At 50.4% G+C, this 23,946-nt stretch carries 23 protein-coding genes; 13 read left to right on the forward strand and 10 right to left on the reverse strand.

Going from position 1 to position 23,946, the window contains the following annotated elements:
* Positions 1 to 1,818, forward strand: a complete 1,818-nt coding sequence (locus ACZ50P_RS04155; protein ID WP_464133666.1) for an ABC-F family ATP-binding cassette domain-containing protein — start codon at positions 1 to 3, stop codon at positions 1,816 to 1,818.
* Between the two features lie 37 nt (positions 1,819 to 1,855).
* Here the strand turns inward: ACZ50P_RS04155 and ACZ50P_RS04160 are convergent, their stop codons facing one another.
* From ACZ50P_RS04160 to ACZ50P_RS04175, 4 genes are read right to left on the reverse strand one after another with little or no spacing between them, the layout of a single operon-like run.
* Entirely contained in the window at positions 1,856 to 2,143 is a 288-nt protein-coding gene (locus tag ACZ50P_RS04160) for a hypothetical protein (protein ID WP_464133668.1), read from the reverse strand.
* Between the two features lie 10 nt (positions 2,144 to 2,153).
* Positions 2,154 to 3,071 carry a hypothetical protein gene (locus tag ACZ50P_RS04165; RefSeq protein ID WP_464133670.1) on the reverse strand — a complete coding sequence of 306 codons (918 nt, stop codon included), beginning with the start codon at positions 3,069 to 3,071 and terminating at the stop codon, positions 2,154 to 2,156.
* A 26-nt stretch (positions 3,072 to 3,097) separates the two neighbouring features.
* Positions 3,098 to 4,522 carry a TolC family protein gene (locus tag ACZ50P_RS04170; RefSeq protein WP_464133673.1) on the reverse strand — a complete coding sequence of 475 codons (1,425 nt, stop codon included), beginning with the start codon at positions 4,520 to 4,522 and terminating at the stop codon, positions 3,098 to 3,100.
* Between the two features lie 32 nt (positions 4,523 to 4,554).
* Entirely contained in the window at positions 4,555 to 5,289 is a 735-nt protein-coding gene (locus tag ACZ50P_RS04175; protein ID WP_464133674.1) for a hypothetical protein, read from the reverse strand.
* Positions 5,290 to 5,481: 192 nt separating this feature from the next.
* Between ACZ50P_RS04175 and ACZ50P_RS04180 the strand changes: the two genes are divergently transcribed.
* Positions 5,482 to 8,634: an efflux RND transporter permease subunit gene (locus tag ACZ50P_RS04180; RefSeq protein ID WP_464133677.1), complete on the forward strand. Its 3,153-nt coding sequence runs from the start codon at positions 5,482 to 5,484 to the stop codon at positions 8,632 to 8,634.
* A gap of 151 nt (positions 8,635 to 8,785) precedes the next feature.
* On the opposite strand, the gene ygiD is transcribed toward ACZ50P_RS04180, so the two are convergent.
* Positions 8,786 to 9,559 carry a 4,5-DOPA-extradiol-dioxygenase gene (gene ygiD, locus ACZ50P_RS04185; RefSeq protein WP_464133679.1) on the reverse strand — a complete coding sequence of 258 codons (774 nt, stop codon included), beginning with the start codon at positions 9,557 to 9,559 and terminating at the stop codon, positions 8,786 to 8,788.
* A gap of 3 nt (positions 9,560 to 9,562) precedes the next feature.
* The gene (locus ACZ50P_RS04190; RefSeq protein ID WP_464133681.1) at positions 9,563 to 10,165 is read right to left on the reverse strand and encodes a YceI family protein; all 603 of its coding nucleotides are present in this window, start codon (positions 10,163 to 10,165) and stop codon (positions 9,563 to 9,565) included.
* A 96-nt stretch (positions 10,166 to 10,261) separates the two neighbouring features.
* Here ACZ50P_RS04190 and ACZ50P_RS04195 point away from each other — a divergent pair, with 96 nt between their 5' ends.
* Complete coding sequence (locus tag ACZ50P_RS04195; protein ID WP_464133683.1) at positions 10,262 to 11,161, forward strand: LysR family transcriptional regulator; 900 nt, start codon at positions 10,262 to 10,264, stop codon at positions 11,159 to 11,161.
* Positions 11,162 to 11,318: 157 nt separating this feature from the next.
* Complete coding sequence (locus tag ACZ50P_RS04200; protein WP_464133686.1) at positions 11,319 to 11,675, forward strand: hypothetical protein; 357 nt, start codon at positions 11,319 to 11,321, stop codon at positions 11,673 to 11,675.
* Positions 11,676 to 11,685: 10 nt separating this feature from the next.
* On the opposite strand, the gene ACZ50P_RS04205 is transcribed toward ACZ50P_RS04200, so the two are convergent.
* Entirely contained in the window at positions 11,686 to 12,228 is a 543-nt protein-coding gene (locus ACZ50P_RS04205) for a PilZ domain-containing protein (RefSeq protein WP_464118006.1), read from the reverse strand.
* Positions 12,229 to 12,295: 67 nt separating this feature from the next.
* On the reverse strand, positions 12,296 to 13,249 hold the full coding sequence (gene thiL, locus ACZ50P_RS04210) for a thiamine-phosphate kinase (RefSeq protein ID WP_464133687.1): 954 nt from the start codon (positions 13,247 to 13,249) through the stop codon (positions 12,296 to 12,298).
* A gap of 78 nt (positions 13,250 to 13,327) precedes the next feature.
* On the opposite strand from thiL, the gene ppk1 reads away from it, so the two are divergent.
* A complete protein-coding gene (gene ppk1 / locus ACZ50P_RS04215) occupies positions 13,328 to 15,496 on the forward strand; it encodes a polyphosphate kinase 1 (RefSeq protein ID WP_464133690.1) in 2,169 nt (722 codons plus the stop codon).
* A 16-nt stretch (positions 15,497 to 15,512) separates the two neighbouring features.
* The gene (gene sixA / locus ACZ50P_RS04220; RefSeq protein ID WP_464118003.1) at positions 15,513 to 16,019 is read left to right on the forward strand and encodes a phosphohistidine phosphatase SixA; all 507 of its coding nucleotides are present in this window, start codon (positions 15,513 to 15,515) and stop codon (positions 16,017 to 16,019) included.
* Here the strand turns inward: sixA and ACZ50P_RS04225 are convergent.
* Positions 16,016 to 16,933: a Ppx/GppA phosphatase family protein gene (locus tag ACZ50P_RS04225; protein ID WP_464133691.1), complete on the reverse strand. Its 918-nt coding sequence runs from the start codon at positions 16,931 to 16,933 to the stop codon at positions 16,016 to 16,018. The genes sixA and ACZ50P_RS04225 overlap by 4 nt on opposite strands.
* Before the next feature lie 52 nt (positions 16,934 to 16,985).
* Between ACZ50P_RS04225 and ACZ50P_RS04230 the strand changes: the two genes are divergently transcribed.
* From ACZ50P_RS04230 to ACZ50P_RS04255, 6 genes are all read left to right on the forward strand, one after another.
* Positions 16,986 to 18,041 (forward strand): hypothetical protein, encoded by a 1,056-nt coding sequence (locus ACZ50P_RS04230; protein ID WP_464133693.1) that lies wholly within the window; start codon positions 16,986 to 16,988, stop codon positions 18,039 to 18,041.
* Between the two features lie 104 nt (positions 18,042 to 18,145).
* Positions 18,146 to 18,811, forward strand: coding sequence for a phosphate signaling complex protein PhoU (phoU, locus tag ACZ50P_RS04235; protein WP_464133695.1), 666 nt, complete (start codon positions 18,146 to 18,148; stop codon positions 18,809 to 18,811).
* Positions 18,804 to 19,505: a response regulator transcription factor gene (locus ACZ50P_RS04240; RefSeq protein ID WP_464117999.1), complete on the forward strand. Its 702-nt coding sequence runs from the start codon at positions 18,804 to 18,806 to the stop codon at positions 19,503 to 19,505. The genes phoU and ACZ50P_RS04240 overlap by 8 nt, the downstream gene beginning before the upstream one ends.
* Positions 19,502 to 20,935, forward strand: coding sequence for a sensor histidine kinase (locus ACZ50P_RS04245; protein WP_464117998.1), 1,434 nt, complete (start codon positions 19,502 to 19,504; stop codon positions 20,933 to 20,935). The genes ACZ50P_RS04240 and ACZ50P_RS04245 overlap by 4 nt, the downstream gene beginning before the upstream one ends.
* A 10-nt stretch (positions 20,936 to 20,945) precedes the next feature.
* Positions 20,946 to 21,836 carry an RsmB/NOP family class I SAM-dependent RNA methyltransferase gene (locus tag ACZ50P_RS04250; RefSeq protein ID WP_464133697.1) on the forward strand — a complete coding sequence of 297 codons (891 nt, stop codon included), beginning with the start codon at positions 20,946 to 20,948 and terminating at the stop codon, positions 21,834 to 21,836.
* A gap of 108 nt (positions 21,837 to 21,944) precedes the next feature.
* Positions 21,945 to 22,307, forward strand: a complete 363-nt coding sequence (locus tag ACZ50P_RS04255) for a hypothetical protein (protein WP_464117996.1) — start codon at positions 21,945 to 21,947, stop codon at positions 22,305 to 22,307.
* Here the strand turns inward: ACZ50P_RS04255 and ACZ50P_RS04260 are convergent.
* Positions 22,304 to 22,561 (reverse strand): DNA-dependent DNA polymerase, encoded by a 258-nt coding sequence (locus ACZ50P_RS04260; RefSeq protein ID WP_464133699.1) that lies wholly within the window; start codon positions 22,559 to 22,561, stop codon positions 22,304 to 22,306. The two genes, ACZ50P_RS04255 and ACZ50P_RS04260, sit on opposite strands and share 4 nt — an antisense overlap.
* 94 nt (positions 22,562 to 22,655) lie before the next feature.
* On the opposite strand from ACZ50P_RS04260, the gene ACZ50P_RS04265 reads away from it, so the two are divergent.
* A complete protein-coding gene (locus tag ACZ50P_RS04265) occupies positions 22,656 to 23,918 on the forward strand; it encodes a DUF814 domain-containing protein (RefSeq protein ID WP_464133701.1) in 1,263 nt (420 codons plus the stop codon).
* Positions 23,919 to 23,946 lie beyond the last annotated feature (28 nt).

Consider the following 23,946-nt stretch of genomic DNA (forward strand, 5'->3'; position numbering starts at 1 on the left):
ATGCTTCTTATTAATACCCATAAATTAGAGAAATCCTTTGCAGGCAAGGTCCTGTTTAAGAACGTCAGCCTTGGAATTGAAGAAGGTGAGCGTGTTGGTCTGGTCGGCCCCAATGGCGCCGGTAAATCCACGCTGCTGAAGATTCTTGCCGGACGAATGAGTCCCGATGCTGGGGAAGTGACGGCAAAAAAAGGTCTGCGCCTGGGATATCTAGAGCAGACTCCTGTTTTCAACCCCGGCGAAACCATCCTGGAAGCCATTCTGAGTAAATGTCAGGACGAGCACGAATCCATCGGGTCCGCTTATGAGTGGATTGCCCGCTTGGAACTTTCCCAGTTTGGCGAGAACTTCCTGGTTCAGGATCTGTCTGGTGGTTGGAAGAAGCGTGTGGCCCTGGCTCGCGAACTGGTGCTGGGCCCTGAATTGCTGCTGCTGGATGAGCCGACGAATCATCTGGATGTTTCTAGTATCATGTGGCTGGAGGAGTTCCTAAGCCGCGCTCCGTTTGCGACATTGACGATCACGCACGACCGTTTGTTCTTGCAGCGAACGGTGACCAAGATCTTTGATCTGGATCCAAAGAACCCCAACTATCTGATTTCCACAAATGGTGGATATCTGGAATTCTTGGAAGCAAAAGAGATTTTGTTGGCAGGACAGGAGCAAAAAGAGCTGGCGATGAAGAACACTCTTCGCCGTGAAACTGAGTGGCTTCGTCGCGGGGCCAAAGCGCGTCTGACAAAACAAAAAGCACGCATTGAACGGGCCGGAACCTTGAAGGAAGATGTCGAAGAGCTTTCTGCCAAGAATGCCGCTCGCAAAGTAAAAATTGAATTTAAGGAAACCGATCGCAATCCGCAAAAGCTGATCGAGGTGGATCATGTCACGAAGTCTTACGATGGTCGCGTGCTGTTTAAAGACTTCAGCTATTTGGTGACGCCGAAGACTCGTTTGGCTTTGTTGGGGGACAACGGTTCAGGAAAGTCCACCTTGATTCGTATTTTGTTGCAGCAGGAGCAGCCGACCTCGGGACGGGTGGTTCAGGCCGACAAGTTGAAGATTTCCTATTTCGAACAAAACCGTGAAACCTTGAAGCCCAAGGAATCAGTTCTTAAAAACATCTGCCCTGACGGGGACTATGTTCATTATCAGGGGCAGTACGTCTTTGCGCGCAGCTATTTGGAAAGATTCCTGTTTAATCGTCAGCAGATGGATCTTCCGGTCGAAAAGCTTTCTGGTGGTGAACAAAGCCGCCTGCGTATCGCCCAGTTGATGCTCAACGAAGCCCAGGTTCTTATTCTGGACGAGCCGACCAACGATCTGGATGTGGCAACACTAACCGTGTTGGAAGAGTCCTTGAAGGAATTTAACGGGGCCGTGATTTTAGTCACGCACGATCGTTTCTTTATGGACCAGGTGGCAACAGACATCCTGGCCTTCCATAAGCAGCCTGACGGCGAAACCACCATGGAGCGCTTTGCGGGTTATCTGCAGTGGGAAGAGTGGTTTGAGGAGCAAAAAGAACTTCAGGCGCAGGAACTGAAGAAGGAAAAGAAAGTGGAAAAGGCGGCAGCTGCAAGCAAGCCAGTGAAACTTTCTTTCAAAGAAAAGTTCGAACTGGAGAACATGGAAACCACGATCTTTGATCTTGAAGCCAAGCTATCCGACCTGCAAGCGGAAGCGGGCAAGCCGGAAGTTGTTAGTCAGGCCAGTAAGGTTCAAGAACTGTATGCGCAGATTTCAGAGTTGCAGGCGAAGATTGAAGCTTTGTATGCTCGTTGGGCTGAGCTAGAAAAGAAGTCTCAAGGTCAAGGTTAGATTGAAAAAGAAAAGGGGCAGCGATGCCCCTTTTTTTCTATTTATACTCAACTAAGTAGTCGGTCACTTGCTCTTCAGCAACTTCGCCCGGATAGCGGATGGTTTTGATATTCAAAACCAGATCCAGTGCATTCTGCTGACCTTCACAAGAATAATATTTCTTATACTTACAGATATAGCCAAAGCAGAGTTCCATTTTGGAAGTACGAGTGTAAGAGCATTGCACATTGTAAGAGTGCTCAATGGTTCTGACCACCGAAGGCACGTCCGATGCCAACGCCGGTTGTGCCAAAATTCCAAGTGCAAACACCAAAATCTTTTTCATTGTCAGCTCCTTAGTTTGATTGTTTTTCCAGGGTGAACTTACCACCACCGAAACCAACACTTGTTGTCATATCACCGACAAAAGCGCCATTTACAACTGTGCCATAAATACTGGCTTTGTAGTTGGAGCCAGGGTTGAAGCGCGGAGTACCTTCCAGTGTCAAACGCGGAGGGTTTGATTCAAAGTCGTATTCGCCCTTCAGGTTCAAAGCCACGGTTCCGCTGGCGTCATCAGCACGGTTGAAGTCACCGATCAGTGTCGGAACAGTGATCGCACCGTTTGGAACTTCCTGAATGTAAAGTTTCACGGTGATACCCACGGATTTTCCGTCAAAGGTGCCACCGACCTGTTTCAGGGAGCCTGTGTAAGTGCCCACGATCGTGTTCAGCTTTGCACGAATACGCTCGTAGTAAGCGACTTCTTCGCGACCTGAGTTGTTGCCGGAATTTTCACGAGTTTTCAAGACCACGTCCAGAATTCCAATGGAACCAGCGATGCCTTTGGCTTCACCCACGATTTTATCGCCATTCACGCGAGCATCGATGGTTTGAATGTCATCGCGACCCAAGCCGGATAGATCTTTTAGATTTACCATTGAGATTGCACCCGTTTCTTCGGTCAACGCCACGATAAAGTCGAAGTTGCCGCCAGCTTTTTTCAAAGTCGCGTGAAGCTGGGAAACCAAACGAGTCGAGCCATCAGAGTTTTTGCCATTAGCCACTTTGAGGTCGAAGAAAACCAGATCCACTTCCTGAGCGCCATCCGCTGTGGTCAGGGTGCCTTTGTAAGTCCCGATCACAGGCTTATAGCTTTTTTGCAAAGCTTGATTTCTTTCGTTCTCGCGTTGTTTGTCAGCGTTTTTGTCCTGGTCAAAAGCGCAAGCGGACAAGCTAAGAACTGTCATGGCAAGGATAAGATTTTTTAACATGGTAACCCCTCTTTAAAAATTAAAAACTATTTGTCAGTGGCCGGAGCATCATCCGGGATCAGTTCGTCCCGGCTGGCGGCCCACTCATTCAATGCGATGGCGTAATCACCCAGCGCACGGATGTATTGTACTTCCGAGTCGAAGTAATTGTTCATCGCCGTGATCAGAATGGAAATATCAGTACGGCCCTGGTTGTAGGATCGGTTCAGCTCTTGAGAAGCCTTTTCACGGTAACCTTTTTGTTTCAGGGCACTTTGAACAACGGCATAAGTTGATTGAACTTTGCGTTGCGCCTGCAATTCGGTGTCTTCAGCCTCCAGCAGCTGACGGCTCAAGCGAGTCGCCTCAAGATCTTTGGTCAGCTTACGGTTGATGATCTTTTCGTTCTGAACATCAGAACCGAATTTGTACTCAAAACGCAATCCCATATAATATTTCGGACGGGAACCCGATACGACATCAGAATAGGAACCTTCGGAGTTCTCATCCACACCTGTGGTATATACTTTTCCCACAAAGTTCAAAGTCGGATAACTTTCAGATTCAGCAGCAGACAGGGATTCAGCTGCAGCTTCCACCTTGAGTTTCTGTGAACGAACGGAACGCAAGTCTTCCACCTTTTTGGTTGGAAGTTTCGGTACCGGGGGAATGCCTTCCGGGATCTGGAATTTGATCTCTGTGCCTGGCTCCAGGGAAAGCAGGGTGATCAGATTTTCCAGGTTGTTCAGGTATTCAGTGGAAGAGGTTTTAACTCTTTGTTCGCGAGTTTCAAATTCGGCCTGAATTTGCGGCAGATCGCCTGGGTTTGAGTAGCCCAAAGACGTTTTGCGTTTGACGGCATCAACCAGCTTTTTTGTGCGATCGCGGGAGGCAACAGATTCTTTGAAGTTCTCTTGCGCAACATAAGTGTTCCAGAACTGGCGGATTGCATTGAGTACAACGTCTTCCAGATCATTGGCGCGGGTGATGGTCTGCGCTTCGTAAGTCAGCTCCGCCGCGTTCACGTTGCCACGGTCGGCAACCCCGAAGAAGTTACCCAATAGAGCCTGTTCCAGCAACAAACCGGCACTGTCCAAAGTCTGCTCGCTAGGCGGTGGGTTGGTGGGAGAACCGTCATAGTCAGCCTTTTGTGACAAGCGACTTAGCTCCAGACCCAGCGTCGTTCCGGTGGTGAAAGGTTTGTTCAGACTGACGGTGGTTTTATAGCGTTCAAATTTGTCTTCTTTGATATCGGAAGAAGTCAGCAGAGAGGCCGACTTGTCATATTCAAATCCGCTTTCCGCTTTCAAGGTCCAGTCATACTTGGACAAGGCCTCGGCCGGAGCCAGACGGAACTGCTGGTACTTCAGATTGACTTCCTTGGTTTGAAGTCCCTGCTTCAGAACCAGCTCTGCCACCGTTCTTTGATTCAAAGTAATTTCTTTGGGAGCTTGGGCATAAGCTCCCGACATTGCAGTCGTACTGAGGAGGGCGAGAAAAACTTTTACCATGTTACTTTTGTCCCTAATTCAAAGTTGTCTTTTTGAAGTGCGATTTCAGAGCTGTCTTTAAGAGATCGTTGTGTCCATTCAGTGAAGACCGACCACTTGCTCCCGATCAGAAAATCAAATCCATAGGTCATGGCATTGAAGGATCCTGTCTTGGAGAAGGTCGCAAAGTCGTTGGAGCTGGTCTGAGTGTAGCTCAGGCTGCCGATCTGTGGAGAAACATTTAGAGACAACCAGCGCAGGCGATCCCAGGAAACATTCAGGACCGGGCCGCCGCTGAACAAAGTTGTGTTCAAGCGAGCATCGTTGATTTCAAATCCAGAATCCAGAGTGACAGACGTTTCTTGGGACGCCAGGTGGCCTTTGGCGCGCAAGCCGACTTTCCACAAAACCTGCTTGGTTGCGAAAGCGGGACTTAGAACACCCAGCTCCAGACCTGGCATCACGGTTGTGCCATTTTGACCAAGATCAAATGTGCCTGAACCTTCTTTGGTGGCGAAGCCCTCGGGCTGGAAGTTTTGAAGAGACAGGGCTGCGGAATACTTCCAGCTGCGCGTGATGATTTCCGGGCGCGGATCTTTCAGTGTCAGCATTCCTGGAACTTGCGCATCGGTGGCTGTGGCTTTTTCCAGTCCTTCAAACTTCGCTTCGGCAACGGCTTGCTGTTTCAGGCTGAGTGCGCTGCAAACAACGGAAGAGAAAAGAACGGATAGAAAAAGACCCCATTTCATACTGTCACCCCTGAATAAATGTGCGTCAGAAATAGACTGCGGGTAGGGGGCTGTCAACCCTCCATTGACTTGCTTTGGCGTCCTTTATAAATCCTATCATTTCAAGGCTTTGAGAGCGTTGTGTTGAAAGAAAACCAGATGACTAATTTCAACGCTTTACCTACAGTGGCTAGGAATTTTTAAGGGGTGAGCATGAGGTTATCCGATATTTCTATTAAGAATCCTGTATTTGCGTGGATGTTAATGTTCGGTCTGATGATATTCGGATTGATCTCATTCTCACGCATGGGTGTCAGCCAGATGCCGGATGTGGATTTCCCTACCGTGACTGTCAGCGTCACGCTGAGCGGTGCTGCTCCTGAGGTGATGGAAACCCAGGTGGTGGATCCCATTGAAAGTGCCCTGATGACGGTGGAGGGGATTGAATCCATCAAATCCAACAGTAAAACGGGGACCGCCAGCATTACGGTGGAATTCGATCTGGATCGCAACATCGATCTGGCTGTTCAGGATGTGCAGGCAAAGATTTCCGGTATTCAGCGCTTGTTGCCGGATGATGTGGATCCTCCGACAATCTCCAAAACCAATCCGGATGATCAGCCAATCCTGTGGTTGGCTCTGACTTACGATAAAAACGATCCCGAATTCATGATGCGTTATGCGCGTGACTATCTGAAAGACCGCTTCACCACAGTCGAAGGTGTCGGTGACATCTTCCTGGGGGGCTACACCGATCCGGTGATGCGCGTGCATGTGCGCCCGAAAGATCTTCTTCGTTATAATATTTCTGTGAACGACGTGATGGATGCCATCCGCAGCGAGCACTCGGAAGTACCGGGCGGCTATATCCAGACTGAAAAAAAGACCTTCAACGTTCGCACGATGGGTGAGGCGAAAACGGAAGAGGAGTTCCGCAACATCGTCGTCAGCAAGCGTGGTGGTCGTGCGGTGGCCGATCCCACGAATATGGTGCGCATCTCCCAGGTGGCCGATGCCAGCATGGGTTTGGACAAAATTGAAAAGATGTCCCGCTTTAACGGCAAGACGGCACTGGGCCTAGGAATTCGTAAACAGCGTGGAACGAACGCTGTTTCTGTGGCCCGCGCGGTAAAAGAAAAAATTGTCGAGATTCAAAAGCAATTGCCCGAAGGCATGAACATTCAGGTGAACTTTGACAGTACAAAGTTCATCGAACAATCCGTGGGCGAGCTGAACAAACACTTGGTGCTGGCGGTGATCTTCACGTCCATCGTGTGCTGGATGTTCCTGGGAAGCTGGTCGGCCACCTTTAACGTGCTATTGTCGATTCCGACCTCGCTTTTAGGGGCGTTCATCGGTCTTTATTTCCTGGGTTACACGCTAAATACATTCACCTTGTTGGGTCTGACATTGGCGATCGGTATCGTCGTGGATGATGCCATCATGGTTCTGGAAAATATCTTCCGGTACAATGAAAATGGGCGGGGGCGCATTGAATCCGCTATTCTGGGTGCGCGCGAAATTTCCTTTGCTGCGATGGCAGCAACGGCCGCCGTTATTGCGATCTTCCTTCCGGTAGCCTTCATGAAGGGGATCATCGGGAAGTTCTTCATGCAGTTCGGGGTGACGATTTCCATCGCGGTCTTCCTGTCTTTGGTGGAGTCCCTGACGATCACGCCGATGCGTTGTGCAGGGTTTGTTCACCATGGTGAAAGAAAAACGAAATTGGGTAAGGGCTTTGAGGCCTTCATGGAAGCCACGCGCCTGGGTTATGATCGCTGGTTGCGCGTGACCTTGCAGCATCCGTGGAAAGTTTTGATCGGATCTTTGGTGTTTGTTGCTGTGTCCTTTATCTCGATCAAATTCCTGAATAAGGAGATGAGTCCGGCGCAGGATCAAAGCATCTTCATGGCCCGCCTGATAATGCCGGTGGGAACTTCTTTGGCGTACACGGATCAGCAGACACAAAAAGCGGAAAAATGGCTGTTGTCTCGTCCGGAAGTGAAGCAGGTCTACGCGGCCTTGGGGGGCTTCGGTGGTGGTGCTTCGGATGCCAACGTCACGATGATGTTTATCACCCTGAAGGAAAAGAAAGAACGTGGGGCGGATCCGGAAACAGGCAAGGTTCTGTCGCAGCAGGAATTCATGCAGGTGGCCCGTACCAACCTGGCAAAAATCGAAGACATGCGTCCGGTCCTGATGGACTTGTCACAGCAAGGTTTCTCGGGTGGACGCGGTTATCCTATCGAGTTCACGATCCTGGGATCGGACTGGGATAAGCTGGCGAAGTACACAGAACAGATGATGAAGGCGATGTCCGACAGCGGTCTGATGGTCGACGTGGATTCCAACTATCTGTTGGGTATGCCGGAAATTCAGGTGAAGCCGGATCGTATCTCGGCGGCTCATCACGGGGTCAGCATTGCTTCTATTGGCTCCACGGTCAGTGCGTTGATCGGCGGGGTGAAGGTCGGAGAATATCCGCAAGGTGGGCATCGCTATGACATCAAGGTGAAACTGGTCGATCAGGGCAATCCTCTGGATGAGATCAAAACTTTGTTCGTTGGTAACACGGTCGGAAATCTGATTCCTCTGCCAAGAGTCACCAAAGAAGAAGTGGGTTCAAGCCTTCAATCTATTTCGCGATCCAACCGTCAAAGAGCGATCACTGTGACCGCCAATATGAAGCCGGGTGTGTCCCAGCAGGCGGCCATGGCCTATGTTGAGGAAACAGCCCGAAAGATCCTGGAGCCGGGTTATATGATTGATCAGGGCGGAAGCTCCAAGACATTCAAAGAATCCTTCCAGAGCTTGATCTTTGCTTTGGTCATGGGTCTGGTGATTGCCTACATGGTTCTGGCCAGCCAGTTCAACTCGTTCATTGATCCTGTGACGATCCTGATGGCTTTGCCATTCAGTTTCAGTGGAGCGTTCTTCGCCCTGCTGATTACGGGTCAGTCGTTGAATATGTTCTCGATGATTGGTTTGTTGTTGTTGATGGGTATCGTGAAAAAGAACTCGATCCTGTTGATTGAATTCACCAACACCGTTCGTGATCGCGGCACCAGTGCGGCGATGGATGCGCTGATTGAGGCGTGTCCGACACGTCTTCGTCCGATTCTAATGACGTCGGTGGCGACAATTGCAGCGGCCATCCCTTCGGCGACAGCGCGCGGAGCCGGTTCTGAAACCATGCGTCCGATGGCGATCTGTCTGATTGGTGGGGTTGTGGTCTCTACAGCACTGACCTTGTTCGTTGTTCCGGCGGTTTACCTGCTGATGGATAAGTTCAAGACTCGCGACGAAGTTCGTGAAAAAACCAAGCAGGCTTTCGCGGCCGTGGGTAACGAAGCCCTTGATGCTTAAAGCTGAAAAGCCCGGGACATCCCGGGCTTTTTTACTTCCCAATCTTTTCCAGAAGAATCCGGCCTTCGGTGCCTTTTTTCCCGTACTTGTCCTGAGGATTGCGCAAAGGGCAGGTTGCCGCTATCTGGCTGGCTGTCGCCAAGCCTGTGTTCTAGCGACTCCACATTACGGAGCGCATGGACAGCGCTCCCATCTCGAATCCTTCATACGGATAGCTGATCGAGTCACTTTCTGTGGAGGCTCCGTAAGCATACAGAAGCGGCAGATAGTGCTCGGGGGTTGGAACGCTCAGCGTGGCGCTTTCGCCCAGATCTTCATAGTCCGTCAGGATTTTGTCATCGCGTTTTTCCAAAGCGTCTTTGATTTTGGCATCAAACTCTTCCGCCCAGGGCAATCGCGCTGTGGGATTTCTCCACTGCACCAGGCGCAGGTTGTGGACGATATTGCCACTGCCGATGATCAGCACACCCTGTTCGCGCAGGGGACGAAGTTTTTTTCCCATCTCGATGTGTTGTTCTGGCGTCTTGGTGACATCCAGACTGACTTGAAAGACGGGGATATCCGCATGCGGGTACAGGTGAGTCAGAACAGACCAGGTGCCGTGATCCAGCCCCCATTTGTCATAGAGTTCGGACTTGGGAAGAAGGCGTTGGGCGTCGTGGGCAAGATTAAGAGGCCCCCGCGCAGGATACTGCACATCAAAGAGGGCCTTGGGAAAACCATAGAAGTCATGAATCGTGGGAGGGTCGGGGTGATACAGAACCTTGGTTCCTTCTGTCTCCCAGTGGGCGGAGACAGAAAGAACCGCCTGCGGTCTGGGCAGGGATCTGCCCAATTGGTTTAAGCTTTCCGTGAAGGGATTTTTGTCGAGCGCATTCATCGGAGAGCCGTGGCCAAAAAACAGCACAGGCATCAGGGAGGGCATATATTAACCTTTCTTGGCAGCAGGTTTAGCAGCTTGGATCTTTAGAATCAAAGTCACTTCGTCACCTACAACCGGACCTGCCTCAACAACACTGCTCCAGTTCAAACCGAAATCTTTACGGTTGATTTTGCCTGTCGCAGAGAAGGCCACCTTGTTGTTACCGTAAGCGTCGTTCACGTCGCCCAGATATTTAACATCCAAGGTCACTTCTTTAGTTTTACCTTTGATTGTCAAATCGCCAACGATTTTTAGGGCCTCTGGCGTGCCAATCACTTTTTTAGTGACGAATGTCATCTTAGGGTTTTTTGCCACATCGAAGAAGTCCGCACTTTTCAAGTGATCATCGCGGTCTTTGTTTTCGGTACTGATGCTTGCCACATCCACATTCAGGCTGGCTTTGGATTTTTCAAGCTTTGAATCGACAACCAAAGAACCATCAAACTTTGAAAAGCGACCCTCCACGGTCGAGATCACCAAGTGAGGAATCTCAAATCCGATTTTGGAGTGAGCGGGGTCAATATTGTAGCTGCCCGCGGGAATGCTTTGGCCTGCAAATGCAGAAAGACTTGCCAGGGTTACCAGGGAAGAAAGAATAAGTGATTTCATGTAAGGTCTCCTTTTTTTTGTTTGTTCGACCCGTTTAGTATCGAGCGATTTTGATTATTGCGTAAGGTGACACATTCGAGATAAACTGTTGCGTATATGGAACAATTTGATCTCAATCAGATACGGACATTTGTAAAACTCGTGCAGGCTGGAAGCTTTACCAAGGCGGCCGAAGTTCTCAAACAACCCAAATCCCGCGTCAGTAGAAGGCTGTCGGCGTTGGAAAAGGACCTTGGGGTTCAGTTGATTTATCGAACCACGCGTCAGTTTCAGCTGACGGAAATGGGGCGGGTTTATTACGAGCGGGCCCGGGGGTTGATTGAAGGTCTGGAAACATTAAGTGGCGAAGTCAGTGAATCCACCACGGAAATTTCCGGAGTGATCAAAGTCACAGCCTCGGATGATATGGGCGTCAAGCAGTTGCCTTTGATTTTGGATGAATTCACCCGTCAGTATCCCCGGGTGCGTTTTGATCTGTACTTGACCCAAGCTTATGTGGATCTGGTGAAAGAATCCGTGGATGTGGGGATTCGCATCGGGAATCTGAAGGATAGCTCCTTGAAGGCGCGAAAGGTTGGAACAGTTCGCAGTGTGCTGGTGGCTTCACCTGGTTTTTTGGAGCGTTACAGGGTTTCTGAGGATTTGGAAAAACTCAGTGCAGCTCCGTTTCTGGCGATGACCCAGAATCCTAAGCTGGAGGTGGTGCGGACCTCGGATGGAAAACGACTGAGTTTAAAAACCAATCCCTTTCTCAGCGCCAACAATCCGGCCTTGTTGCTGAAGATGGCCGTGCTGGGGAAGGGTTATGCCTACATCCCTGAATTCCTGTGCAAAGAAGAACTGCGCGACGGACGTTTGATTCATATTCATAAGAATCTGCGCAGCGAAGAGGTGCCCGTCAGTCTGGTTTCGCCGGACACGAAAGAAACCTCCCAGAAGGTGAAGCGCTTTATGGACTTCGCCTATAAGCGCCTTAAAGAGGAGTATTTTGGTTAGTTTCGCGCGAAACACGCTCTGGCGGTGACGGTTCTTGCCTGGTGTGCAGAGTTTAAACAGGAGAGGGACTCTCAGATCTCACTAAGGGGATCCTGCTTTGCTTTTGGGTGGTAAAGAAATTGCTTTATTGGGCTCATGTCTAAGTAAAGGAGTTTCTATGAAGAAGGCACTGCTGGTTTTGGCTCTTGGTGTGTTGGGCTCACAGATGGCGATGGCCGAGTCCATTATCTGTCAGAGCAGGGATGAAAAGGTCACTATTGAACTTGGGGTCATCGATGGAGACATCCGTGGGGCTCTTGTGACGGGGACTGAGAGTGAAAATGCGGATATCATGGTGATGGAAACGGTAAGAACCGATGCGTCTTTGAAAGTGATGATGCTTGATCTCACCAATGCTAAGGGCCTTGAGTTGAATGTTGCTGGCGAGAATCAAAAGCTTGCCGGGACTTTGACGGATATGGGAGCTCCTGGTAACGCGGCCACAGAGTATGCTGTTACCTGTGAAGTGAAATAGAAGCGGTTTTTTAGGAAAACCAGCCAAGAATCATTTTATAAAGTCCGACGTATTCATATCGCAGAAGCATCCAGATGCTGGCGCACCAAAGTGTTGCCAGCATTCCCATCACCACAAGCTGAGGCAGACTGGCCAGACTTAGATTGCTGCGGGGGCGATTCAGAAGATCGTCAATCTGACCGCGCTCCTGGCTTTCCTTGAACCGACGGGCCAGGCCCTGCGCCAATACAATTCTTTGTTGCATTTCGAGTTTGTAGAAATGAATTCCCACAAGCATTTGAGAATCTGAAATGTTCTCCAGGCGAGTCACGATACCGTAGCAGGCCATCTGTCGGGAGCCCGGCGGTGTGAATTGAATTTTAACGACTTCTCCCAGCAGAGGGCAAAGGTCATCCGGTGCCGTGAAGGCCAGTCCGGTCAACGAGACATTTTTGATCTCGGTGCCTTCCTCCCAGGGGATTTGTTTGGGGCCCGCGACACGAACCAGGCTTTCATCCTCAGTGTTGAGAATGTAGCGAGGTGATCGACCATGATAGCGGGCAAGACTTGTCATGCAAACCTTATCGGTTCAACCAGACCTTCTCTGAAGTCAAACAAGTGTCTTGAATTGAGATTTTAGGTTACTTGAAATGCCGCCATCCTTTGAAGTCGGTGATTTCCTCCTGGCCCTTGGCGAAAGTCAAAAAAACACCGGGCTTCTCTGTGAACTGTCCGACCATATGCCATCCTGAAAAATGGTCATAATCATCAGGGGAAATCGCCATGAGGAGTTCATAGTCCTCGCCTCCCCACAGAGCAAAATCAGAGACAGGCATACCCAGCTCCAAAGCCATTTGCTGGCTTTCTGTGTGCACGGGAAGATTTTCAGCAAAAATATGAAAGCCTCCCCCTGGGGGTGTCAGTTGCATGGCATCGTTGATCAGGCCATCACTGCAATCCATCAGGGCGTGCACTCGGGCGTGATGTGTTTGCAGGCCCTTGACTAAATCCAGGCGCGGGCGGGGGCGCAAATGTTTTTCTTTCGCGCTTTCAAACCCGGGCAGATTCTTTTGCAAAGCAGTCAGTCCGGTGAACGACAGCCCTAGCGGGCCGCTGGACATCAGCATATCGCCGGGACGAGCTCCTTTGCGGGTGATGGGATGTTCGCAAGAGCCGTGGACGCTGACGTCGACAACCACTTTGTCGGGGGACGCGGCAAGATCTCCTCCGACAACCTCAGTCCGCCAGTCGTCCGCCAGCTGAGCCATACCTTGATAGAAATCGTCAAGCCAGGATTCGTTCAGATTCGGTGGCAGGGCCAGGGATACCTGAGCATAGTGTGGTTGGGCTCCCATTGCGGCAATGTCACTCAAGTTGACCGCCAAGGCTTTAAAGCCCAGATCAAAGGCGCTGGTGTACTTTAAATTAAAATGAACGTTTTCAACCATCATGTCCTGGCAGATCACGGAGTATCCGGGATAGTTCTTAAAAACAAAGGCATCATCGCCCAACGGGACGATGTTGTGTTTGTTTTGACGCTGGACCCGAAAACGGATCTTTTCAATCATGGACCATTCTTTGGGAGTGTTTTGCATGTCGTTGTCCTTGGGAAGACATTGCTTAAGATGTCACTTTATTGTGAAATAGAAGCTTCAGGAGTCAAGGAGGATTCTTTGAACACACCGAAGGCGACATCGCCAAAGCGAACATCTAAGAAGAAATCAACACGGAAACCAAAGGTTGTCGAACATCCTCTGTCATCTGAAAGTCTTTTTTCCAGCCGTGAGATCGGATGGCTGAATTTTAACAGACGCGTTCTTGCTGAAGCCGAGGATGCACGCAATCCACTTTTGGAGCGTGTGAAGTTTCTCAGTATCTCGGGCTCCAATCTGGATGAGTTTTTTATGAAGCGGGTTGGCGGGCTGAAGCGCCATGTGGCGTACGGAGTGTCACCAAAATCGGCGGACGGAAAAACCCCCATGCATCAGTTGCAGGAAATCCGGCAGTTCGTGATTCCGATGATTCAGGATCAGGCGCAGGTCTTTAATAAAGTTCTGAAGCCCGCCCTTGAAAAAGAGAATATCTTTTTACTGGGTTGGAAGGTTCTCAGCGACAAAGAAAAAGAGAACGTAAAAAAATATTACAACAAAAACGTCTTTCCGGTTTTGACTCCGTTGTCGGTGGATCCGGGGCATCCGTTTCCATTTATTTCAAATCTTTCCATTTCTTTGGGTGTGACTTTGAAGCATCCCCATGTGGATGAAAAACTTTTTGCCCGGGTGAAGATTCCCAAAGTGTTACCACAATGGGTGCGCACCGATCCTGAAGGCGGATCTTATCGATTCATCAGTTTGCTCGATGTGATCAAGGAAAATCTGGCTGATCTGTTTCCGTCCATGCAGGTGCTGGGGGTGATGCCGTTTCGTTTGACTCGAAATGCGGACTCTGACCAGGATCAGGAGGATGCGGAAGATCTTCTGGAGGCGATCGAGGAAGAGCTGCGCCAGCGCCGTTTTGCCGAAGTCGTGCGCCTGGAGCACGGGCCAAATCCTGATCCGTGGATGTTGAAGTTTTTGATGGAAGAGTTGGAGTTGATTGAAGAGGACATCTATGAAACTCCGGGTCTTTTGGATTTCACCGATTTGTCGTCCATCTCTGATGTGAATCTGCCAAAGTTGAAGTTTGAACCTTACAATCCAGTGATTCTGCCTGCCTTTGCTGAAGACGGAGCGGGCATGTTCAATGCCATTAAGATGAACGATCAGCTGGTGCATCATCCTTACGAAAGCTTTGCGGGATCGGTGGAAAAGTTCATTCGTGTCGCCAGCGAAGACCCGAAGGTCCTTGCTATCAAGATGACGTTGTACCGCACCGGGGACAACAGTCCGTTTATCAGGGCCATGATTCGTGCAGCAGAGCAAGGCAAGCAAGTGGTGTGTCTGGTCGAGCTGAAAGCGCGCTTTGATGAAGAACGCAACATCTACTGGGCGACCGAGCTTGAAAATGCCGGTGTCCATGTGGTCTATGGGGTGGTGGGATTGAAAACCCACGCCAAAACCGCTCTGGTCGTGCGCCAGGAGCAAGAGGGATTGCGCTGTTACTGTCACATTGGAACGGGCAATTATAATGTGGCGACCTCGCGCTTTTACACAGATCTGGGGCTGTTGACCGCCCGCGAGGAAATCACTTCCGATGTTGTGGAGTTTTTTCATTACCTGACAGGAAGATCTTTGAAGAGCAATTATCAGAATCTGTTGATTGCTCCGGTGAATATGTTTACCAAATTTAAAGCTATGATTGAGCGGGAAGCAGAGCACGCCAAGGCAGGGCGTCCGGCGCGGATCATCGCAAAGTTTAACAACTTTGAAGAAAATGATATCGCTGTGGCTTTGTACGCGGCTTCACAAAAAGGCGTGGACATCGACATGATTGTGCGTGGTTTCTGCTGCTTGCGTCCGGGGGTTCCGGGCATGAGCGAGCGCATTCGCGTGACTTCGATCATTGGTCGCTTCCTGGAGCATTCCCGCATTTTCTATTTCCGAAACGGGGAAAAGGACCCGGTGGATGGCGAGTTCTTCCTGGGATCTGCCGACTGGATGTATCGCAATTTGCATGCTCGGGTGGAGGCCATCGTGCCGATTCTGGATCGTACTTTAAAAGAAAAGTGCTGGGAGATCCTGAATCTGTGTGTGAAAGAGCAGCGACAGTCCTGGGAGATGAAGGCTGACGGAACTTATGTGCGTCAGAACTCCACGGATGTGGGAATTCATCAAACTCTGATGCAAATTGCAAAAGCCCGGGTTACATTTGTTGAGGACAGCACCAACACATCCTCAGATTAGGGTCGGAGTTAAAGCAGTGGAGTTGATCATCATCCGGCACGCAGTCGCCGAAGACAAAGAAGAGTTTGCTAAAAAGGGACAGGAGGACTATCTGCGTCCTTTGACCTTGAAGGGGCGTAAGCGGATGCAGAAGGTCTGCGTGAATCTGCGCGACTATATCAAGGAATTTGACCTGATTGTCTCAAGTCCTTTGACCCGGGCACGCCAGACGGCAGAAATCGTGTCCCAGATTTACTATGAAACCAAAGTTGTGGAGGCACCGGAGCTGGTGCCTCACAGTCCGCCGCAGGCATTTCTAAAATGGTTGCGCGTGCAAGGGAAGAATCACAAGCGAATTGCCGTTGTCGGCCATGAGCCACACTTAAGCACTTTTGCCAGTTACATGCTGTCACTGAGATCTGAAAGTTTTATTGATCTGAAAAAAAGTGGCATCATCGGTTTGGAGCTTGAATCCTTTGCCACAGCCGAGGCTGGGCGGGCGCAGTTGTTATTTGCAATTCCACCGAAGTTTCTGGCGGATTAGCTCTGCAGCATCGACCAGATCAGGCCATCTCGAAGCCCCACAGACGGAATAAGGATTTTATGTGTTTCTGCCTGGCGCATGATGGTCTCTACCAGCATGGCGGCAGGGACGATGACGTCGGCACGATCCGGGCGCAGATTCAGTTTTTCAATGCGTTCTTTGATCTTCAAAGCGCGCAGTCGCACGATGATTTCCGAAAGCTCGGGCAGCGTCAGGAAGGTGTGCGGGGACTTTTTTAGAAGCTGGACCTTCAGCTGCCCCAGACATTCCAGGTTTCCACCTGTTCCGATGGCGAAGTCCACTGGGTCCAGATCGCAGTTCTTGTAAATGTGTTCGCCCAGGGCGGTGATGAACTCTCCCATCATAATATTCAGATGGTTTTCTGTCAGATTTCTTTTGGCTAAGTTTTCCAGCACGCGGACTGTGCCCATCGGAAACGATTTTGTGGCCAGCATGGTGGCGCCTTGAGAAAAGGTGACTTCAACGCTGCCGCCTCCGATATCGATCAACATGGTTTTGCGATTGTCCAGATCCAGTTCGCGGCGGACGGCCAGATGGATCAGTCGCCCTTCTTCAGTGCCATTAATCACTTCGATTTGAATGCCGGAAGTTTTATAAATGAGATCGACAAATTCTTTCTGGTTTTTGGCTTCACGGCTGGCCGAGGTGGCCACGGCCCGGCACTGTTGAACGCCGAGCTCCTGATTGGTCAGGGCATAGCGGTGAAAGGTGGCTTTGGCGATTTCCAGAGAGGCCGGGGTGATCAGTCCTTGGGTGAAGACATCATGCCCCAGTCGAACCGCTGCCCGGAATTTTTTAACAATGTGCAGGTGGGGGGCTTGCGGATGAACATCGGCGACCATCATACGGATGGCGTTGGAACCGATGTCGATGGCGGATACTCGACGTGACACGATAAACTTCCCTTTCCTTGGCAACAGTATATAAAGATGGCAGCATGAGAGCATGAAAAAAATGGTTCTGGGCTCTTTATTTTCTGTTTTTGTTTGCTCGCAGGCTGTGGCTCTTTCTGAGATCGAGATTTCCGGCGAACTGGATGTGACGGCATCGGTGTGGACTCTGCCTACAGGAGAGCGTGGAAACTCATCCTTTAATGTGCCCTCCATGTTTATGGATATCAATGTGCCGCTGAAAGACGACAATCTTCTGGTACTGTCTTTTGAAGGCTCTGAAGAAAAAGAAACCAGCCCGAACCGTTTCGATGTGGGACTTCGCGAAGCCTACTTGGATGTGGTCAGCACCTTTAGCGGGATGAAGGCTTTGCGCTTGGGTTTGATTCCTCAAACCTGGCAGGAGGCTCAGTATCAGTCCAGCAACTATCGTTTCCTGGGGCGGACGGCGTGGGCCATCACTGAAAAATGGAAGTATCTTTCTTATTCGGATTTGGGGGTGTCCTTCATGTCCGAACTGCCGCATGACTACGGCGAATGGGCCGTAAGCCTGTCTAACGGGGAAGGTGCTGAGGAGGAAGAAAAAGGTCCGCACAAAGAGGCGGCCTTGTTTGTTCGGTTCTTCCGCTGGTCCCCCTGGTCCCTGAGCTTCAATTATGTGCGTGGAAATTATGAGGTCTATGGCGGAAGCGTGGGGTTGAAAGAGCGTGTACAGGCTCTTATCAGTTATGAGGAACAAGGCCGCTGGTCGGTGGCTTTGGAGTTTTTGGATTCCAAAGATCCTGCCGATGCCATTAGCGACTTTAAGATGGCCGATGGCGTGGATGTGACTTCCTTGAGTGGGGAGTCTGTGCACGGACAGGGGGGCAGTCTTTACGCGGTGGTGCATACGGGCCCTAAAGCGGAGGTGATGCTTCGTTATGACTATTTAAACGCGGCTGTCGGTGAAAAAGGCAAAGACCTGCAAACGGGCCTCCTGGCCCTGGGATATCAGGTGACTGAGGATATTAAAGCGGCTGTTGCTGTGGATTATACTCGTTATGCCGAGGAATTTGCCCCCGGAGTGCGGGACCGATCCCGAGTCGAATTTGCGGCCCAGGTCCTCTTTTAAAGTGTGTTAAGTTTCTGTTAGAATCCATAGAGATGCCGTGTTAAGCGGTGTCTTTATTTCTCAAATCATTATAAATCAAGCCAAGCGCTAATAAGGTGGATGCCATGGAAAGAGCGATAGACATTCAACTGGAAGACCTCAAAAAAATGATTCTTTTGATGGGTGGCCATGTTGAAAAGTCGCTGTCTTTGGTGACAGCAGCATTGTTGTCTCGGGATCTGGAAATGTTCGATGGCGTGCATGCGATCGAAAGACAAATCAACGAAGACCATATCCGGGTGGACAATGCCTGCATGCACCTGCTGGCCAAACAAGGACCGGTGGCCAAGGATCTTCGTTTGATCATTTCTGTTTTGAAGATCAACAACGATTTGGAGCGCATGGGGGATCAGGCCGTGAATATCTCTTATTCCGGCAAGGACTATCTGGGGCGCAAGCCGATCCAGTCGCAGCTGGGTGATATCCAGAAAATGTCTGAGATCGCCGGTCGCATGGTGAAAGAGTCTTTGGATTGCTTTGTTCGTGGTGACGTTGAGCAGTCCAAAAAAATTCTTCTGATGGACGATGAAATCGATGCGTTGAAGAACAAGGTGTTCAACGCATCGATGGCGCACATGAAGGCCCACTCGGAAGATGTGGAAGCCGGCATGGATTTGATTTTGATTGCAAGAAATTTGGAACGTCTAGGGGATCATGCGACGAATATCGCCGAAGACGTGATCTTTGCCTTCACCGGCAAAGATGTTCGACACGGGGGAAAGTTTGGCTGACAACTCAGTGCAAGTGTTAGTGGTGGAAGATGAGCAAGAGATCCGAGAGCTGATGGCTCTGCACCTTTTGCGGCAGGGTTACCGAGTGACCGAATGTGCTTCCGCCGAAGAGGCTTTGCAGGAATTGAATCGCCAGAGTTTTTCTTTGTTCGTACTTGATTGGATGCTGCCGGGTCTGAGCGGCGTTGAAATCGTTGATAAAATTAAATCAAAAAATCCTGGAGCTTCGGTTTTGATGGTGACTGCCAAGACCGAACCTCAGGACATCGTCTCGGGCCTTGAAAAGGGTGCTGACGATTATATGACCAAGCCCTTTAACCCTTCCGTGTTTATCGCGCGGGTGAAAGCTCTTCTGCGCCGGTCTCAGGTGCAGGCGGCTCCCGCAAGTGATGATGGGGAAGTGTCCCTGTTGGGGCTTAAGATCAACTTTAAATCCTATGAAATTTCTTATAATAACGAGCCGTTGCACCTGACGCCTTCTGAGTTCAAGCTGCTGGGGGCTCTGGTGCAGAATCATGGTTGTGTTCTGACTCGCGAACAGCTTATTGAGAATATTCAGGGCGAGGGCATCAATGTCGTTGGACGCACTATTGACACCCATGTCTTCGGATTGCGCAAGAAGTTAGGCGAGTGGGGCGACCGTATTGAGACTATCCGTGGCGTCGGATATAGGGTTAAAGTAGATATCGCATGAAGCGATTTATCCGTTTTCCTTGGCAAGTCTATTGGCGCTACTTTTCCTGGCAGGTTGTAGCTTTTAACGGTCTTTTTCTGGCCGTGATATCTGTCATCGATGTTCGCTATGGCGTGCGTCCGTTCGTCTATAACGAAGCCCTTTTGAATTTCTTTGTTTTCAGCATTTTGGTCGCGGCTTTGACCTCGTACCGTTTTGCCAAGCCCATTCATCGGGTGATTTTGAAGGCCCTGCGCATTTCCAGCAAGCGCACGTTTGGGAATTTGGTGGAAGGCCAGGATGATGATCTTCTCGATGATGAAACCGCTGACATCTCTGAATTGGAAGTGGCTTTAGATCACATCCACCGTAAAATGAAACGTCGTAAGGCTCGTTATCTGCAGGCGCAAGAGGAATCCCAGGCCTTTATGAGTGCCGTGGCCGAAGGCTTGGTCAGCGTCAGTCTGGATGAAAAGATTCTTTATTTTAACTCTCAGTTTGCAGCGCAGTTCCTGTCTTCCAACCTGATGGATGGGCAGGTCTTGCGTCTGAAAGATGCTATTCGTTCTTCCGATGTTCTGGAAGGTTTTGCCAAGACAATCCAAGTGGGCAAGGTTCAACGTTTCACCGTGAAGCTTCCGACCTTGATTGACAATCAGCCGCGTTACTTTGCCGTGTCGGTGAATCCTATTCGCAATGAAAAGACGCGCGAAATCTATGGCGTTGTGGGGATCTTCCACGACATCACGGATATGAAGCGGGCCGAGCAGATCCGTATGGATTTTGTTGGCAATGCCTCTCATGAACTGCGCACTCCTTTGACGTCCATCAAGGGTTATGTGGATACGCTGAAAGAGGACGTGAAGACCGGCCAGATCCAGCAGGCCGGAAAGTTCCTGGATATTGTTTCCCGCAACATTGATCGGTTGATGGACCTTGTGAATGATATGCTGAGTATCAACTCTTTAGAGGCCTCCAATTCCGAGCTGAAGCTGGAAATGATTCACCCGCTGTCCATTTCAGAACACGTGGTTTCTGAGCTGGCGGTGATGGCTGCGGAAAAGAATATTTCAATTCACGTGAACGGGGATGTGCCTCCGTTTATGGCAGATGCGCGGAAGGTTGAGCAGGTTTTGCGCAATCTGGTGTCCAACGCCGTAAAATACATTCCTGCGGGAAAAACAATTCGCATCCGTTGGGAGCGCGATATCAAGGAATATATCATTTTGCGTGTGATTGATGACGGCCAGGGGATCCCGGAGCAGCATCTGGATCGGCTGTTTGAACGTTTCTATCGCATTGACCGGGGGCGCACCCGTGATGCGGGCGGCACCGGCCTGGGGCTGGCTATTGTGAAGCATATTATGCAAAGTCATGGCGGGACCGTCGCTGTGAAGAGTATTATCGACCAGGGCTCTGAATTTATTTGCTCTTTCCCAATCCGAAAGTAAAATCCGGGGGATGAACGCCGATCATCCCTTTTATCGTCATTTTGAAAAAGTCTATGGTTCCCGCTGGCCCGCGCTTTTTGCGGCCCTGCAAACGCGTGAGCAACAAGTGGCTCGTGTTAACGCCTGGAGCCCTTCTGACTTAAAAACAAAATCCTGGGCGACCTTTCCTGAAAAAGCCGAGCTTCCGGGTTGTCATTGGCTGACACCGGCGCATGGCTGCCAGCCCGAACGCAATGCGGATGAACTTTTGGATATTTATATCATGGACCCGGCCAGTGTGATGGTGGCGAAAGCCTTGGATGTTCAGCCGGGGGATCGATTGTTGGATATGTGCGCGGCTCCGGGCGGGAAAAGTCTGGTGCTGATTGAATCCTTCGGTGAAGACGGTGAGATCTTCTGCAACGATCTTTCCCCGGAGCGTCGCGAGCGTTTGAAGAAAGTCATTCAACAGTATGTGCCTCGCGAGGTGCGCAACCGGGTGTGGGTGACAGGCAAGGACGGTGTTCAGTTTGGTTTGAAAGAACCCTCCAGCTTTGATCGTGTGTTGTTGGATGCTCCGTGCTCTGGTGAAAGACATATTCTGGAAAATCAAGCGGCACAGGATGAATGGAGTCCACGCCGCACCGAACATCTTGCTGCCAGACAGTACTCTTTGTTGGCGGCGGCCTTCCTGGCAGTAAAGCCCGGCGGGCGCATTGTCTATTCAACCTGCTCCATCAGTCCGGCGGAAAATGATGACGTCGTTCGCAAGCTTCTAAAAAAGAAGAAGTCGGCGGTCAAATTGCTGGAGGCCCCCCTGGGGGTTGGTGGCGAGCGGACGGAGTTGGGAGTGGCCTATATGCCGGATCAATGCGGCTTTGGTCCATTGTACTTTGCCGTGATTGAGAAGGTCGAAGAGTAGTTCACCAAAAGGGCCTCTGATAAGAAGCAGATAACAAACTTGAAATTATCTCTGGCGCAAAAAGATCCCTACACTAGTGCCTCCAACAAAAATTAAAAGGAGTCATGGATGAGATCTTTTTTCGCGGTCTTGGTGTTTATTGCTGCGTCTTGTTTGGTCGTTTTTTCACAGGCGCGGGCGGAAGTGTCGTGCGGTTCCTGTGGTGGCCGCAATCCGGTGGAAAAGCTGTGCGGTCAGGTTCGTAAGGATCTGAAATACACTGCGGCCTTGCCTGAAAAACAAACAGTTTCAGAAGTGGAGTTGTGTCTGGATTTGGCGTCGGGAGGGGTTGCTTGTGGAGTCACTTCGGACACTTTGCTATTGGCCTCTTTGAATGCCATGAAGGTGCTGGGGGTGGAGGAAGTGTGCATGAAGTTTGACACTTCCGTCAGTCCGCGCCGAATTTTATCGGCGCAAAGTCGTTTGTACTAGTTGTCGTCTTTCTGACGGAATTTGTGGCGACGGTATTCTTCCAAGGTCAGGAAGCCGTAGGTTTTCTTGCGATAGATTTCCACGGCTTCGGCCTCAATGTCGGTCAGGACATCGTCCATAAACTCCAAGGGAATGGTACCGGTCTTCATTAGTTGCAGGGTGTAGAGGTGAACCACGCGGCGGATAAAGTCATGGCTTTTTTCACGCAGGTTGGCGGTCTCTTGCAGCTGGGTCTCAACGATCTTGATTAGCATGTCTGTATTCATACCCTAGAAATATCGGCTTTCCTTTTACGAACCTGAGCATCAGTGATGGAAAATTGGTCCAAAGAATGAGAGACTTGGAGGGATGAAAGCCCTGACTCAGCAAGAACTGCAGCATTTTGTCCGTTACTTCGCACCAATTTTGGACGGTGCTCAATTGCAAGAGGTGCAGGCCAACGACCGAGGTCTGGCCCTGGGGTTCCATCTGCGCGGCAGTATGTTCTGGCTGATACTGGACCTTGTGCCAAACACTCCGATGATGCTGTGTTTTGAAAACCAGTGCCCTTTTAAAAAGGCCCCCAAGGGCAAGCCTGTCAGTCTTTTTTTGAATTCCCATGGACGCAATCTCTTCTTTGCCGGCATGACGGTGCGAGAGGAGTTCGGTCGTGTGGTCGAACTTCATCTTAGAAACTCCTCGTCGGATTGTGATCTGGAGATTCGCCTGATTCCCAAACAAAGCAACCTTATCGTGAAGTCTCAGGGTAAGCAGATTTCCTGGGACCGCCCCCTGGAGCTGACTCCGGCTCCGCATGTGGAAAATCCTCCGCAGCCCCGGGACTTGGTGGCTATCCACGAAGAATGGCTGGCTGAGCAGGGGGCTGGATCCAAGAAAACGATCTTGGATCCGGCCGAGCAGTGGGAGCGGCAAAAACAAAAGGATCTGGAGAAAAAACGCCGGGCGCTTGCTGAGATTCAAAAACAAATCGAAAGCGATCGCGAACAGGTGTGGTATGAAGCGGGTCAGTTCTTGAAGACCCATGGTACGCTGGAGGTTCCGGAGAATCTACAGTCCTGTGTTGATACCAAGCAGAGTCTGAGTTGGAATATCGAAAACTGCTTTGCCAAAGCCAAGCAGTTGGTCGGAAAGAAAGAAGGAGCTCGCGAACGCCTGGATGAGCTGGTTCGTGAAATCCAGAAGCTGGAAGACAGTCGTTATTCTGAAAAGCAGAAAAAACCCGCCTTGGTAGACTTGATGAAAAAGGCCGATGCCAGAGGTCGCAAGTTGCATCTGGATTCAGGCGCTTTAGCCTATTGTGGGAAGTCCGCGGCAGACAATTTAGCGCTGCTTCGTCAGGCCAAAGCTTGGGATTACTGGCTGCATTTGCGCGACTATCCGGGGGCGCACGCTATTATTCACAGACAACGTGATCAGGAAATCACGCCGGCAGAAATTCAAGAGGTCTCCGCCTGGGTGGCCCGAGAGTCGTTATCGGCAAAATCCCTGATGGTCGGTCAAAAGGTGGCCGTGGTCATCGTGGAATGCCGCTTCGTTCGTCCGATCAAAGGCGACAAGCTGGGGCGCGTGACGTATCATTCCGAACGCACATTAAATTTTGCACTCTCCTGACACTACGGCGCATCGCTTCTGCAAAAGT

It is taken from the genome of Bdellovibrio sp. CKG001 (genome assembly GCF_055397465.1).